At 66.2% G+C, this 1,872-nt stretch carries 1 protein-coding gene; it reads left to right on the forward strand.

Going from position 1 to position 1,872, the window contains the following annotated elements:
• Positions 1–576: 576 nt before the first annotated feature.
• Positions 577–1,548, forward strand: a complete 972-nt coding sequence (locus tag QH276_RS08130) for an acyl-ACP desaturase (RefSeq protein WP_280398938.1) — start codon at positions 577–579, stop codon at positions 1,546–1,548.
• Positions 1,549–1,872 lie beyond the last annotated feature (324 nt).

The following is a 1,872-nucleotide window of genomic DNA, read 5'->3' on the forward strand; positions in this document are numbered from 1 at the left end:
CCCCCATATGCTCAGCTGTCACCGCAACGCAATTTTAAACCGCCGGTCCCCGGTTCCCGCCTGGGGGGGGTCCCGCTCGGCCCCCCGGCCACCGCCGGGAGCCCGCTGTCGTTCTGCAGGCGCGTTGCCGGATCCGGGGCGGCCTTCATCGAGAGCTTTCTCACCCTGTGAACTGGACCAGGCTTAGCGGCCCGCCACTGTGACCGAAATCGACTCACGGCGCTGCGGCAACCCCCGCCGATTTCCCGGCCGGGCATTCCAAACGTCGTAAATTACCGCCGTGAGCAGGGCCTCGGCCCGGCCACCGGACCGAGAACGGCCTACCCGGCCGCCGCCGGTTGTGCTGTTTCCCACCTCGGCTAACGCCATCGCCGGGGGTATCGATATGCCCATAACCGAGTTTCGGGTCATACACTCGCTGTGACGGCCGGTGGCAGGAAGGTGCGCGCACCGTGCGATCTTTGTCCGCCAGATGCGTTTCGCATCACACCTACGGTGCCGTAAGGTATGGCCGCATCGGCAACGGTCTACATCAGGTGACCCGCACGAACGCAACATAATGAAGGGCTTGATCACATGGCAAGGGATCTGACTCAACTCGAGCTGCTCACAGAGTTGGAGCCGGTTGCCGAGCAGAACGTCAACCGGCACCTCTCCTTGGCAAAAGAGTGGCATCCGCACGACTACGTCCCGTGGGACGAGGGTCGCAACTTCGCCGCGCTCGGTGGCGTGGACTGGGACCCCGAACAATCCAAGCTCAGCGAGGTCGCCAAGGCGGCCATGATCACCAACCTGCTGACCGAGGACAATCTGCCCTCCTACCATCGCGAAATCGCCGAGAACTTCTCGCAGGACGGCGCCTGGGGCACCTGGGTCGGACGCTGGACCGCCGAGGAGAACCGGCACGGCATCGTCATGCGGGACTACCTGGTGGTCACCCGCGGCGTCGATCCGGTCGCGCTGGAACAGGCCCGGATGGTCCATATGACCAACGGCTTCGCCTCCCCCGCCGAAGCCGACGCCGGCTTCCTGCACTCGGTCGCCTACGTGACCTTCCAGGAACTGGCCACCCGCGTCTCCCATCGCAATACCGGCAAGGTGTGCGACGACGCCATCGCCGACCGGATGCTGCAGCGCATCGCGGCCGACGAGAACCTGCACATGATCTTCTACCGCAATATGTGCGGCGCGGCCCTGGACCTGTGCCCCGATCAGGCGCTCGACGCGATCACCCTGATCCTGGAGAACTTCCAGATGCCCGGCGCGGGTATGCCCAACTTCCGGCGCAACGGCGTCCTGATGGCCAAGCACGGAATCTACGATCTGCGCCAGCACCTCGAAGAGGTCGTCCAGCCGGTGCTCAAGAAGTGGAATATCTTCGGCCGTACCGACTTCACCGCCCGCGGTGAGGAGACCCGGGAACGCCTGGGGAACTTCCTGGACAAGCTGTCCAAGGATGTCGAGAAGTTCGAGGAGCAGCGCGACCGCATGCTCGCCCGCGAAGCAGCCAAACGCGAGAAGGCACTCGCCACCTCCGCGGCCGGCTGAGCCCCGAAACAACAACACCACACGAAACCGCCGGCCGAACGCCGGCGGTTTCGTGTGTACGGACAGCCGCCCGCCAGGCTTCCGCGCTGATACCGCCGAGCCACCGCGCCGAGTCGTACGAGGCCCTCAGTGGTTTTGGCCCGTCCCCGGGGTGTGAGGGCCGGGGGGTGATGGGCCGCGGGCCCCGGGTGGAGAGGGAGAAACGCGGGCGCGGCGAGCATCGGGGCGCCCGGGGTGGTACCGGGTGACCCGGGCGTGGTGGCGTTCGGACGGCCCACCGGATTTTCGAGCGGGACGGTGTTCGCCGGTGTCGTGGTGGCCGAT

It is taken from the genome of Nocardia carnea (genome assembly GCF_029869215.1).
GTDB classification, from domain to species: Bacteria; Actinomycetota; Actinomycetes; order Mycobacteriales; family Mycobacteriaceae; genus Nocardia; species Nocardia carnea_B.

Coding starts and splice junctions, on each gene's coding strand:
- QH276_RS08130 (WP_280398938.1), top strand. CDS start 577: ATGGCAAGGGATCTGACTCAACTCGAGCTGCTCACAGAGTTGGAGCCG.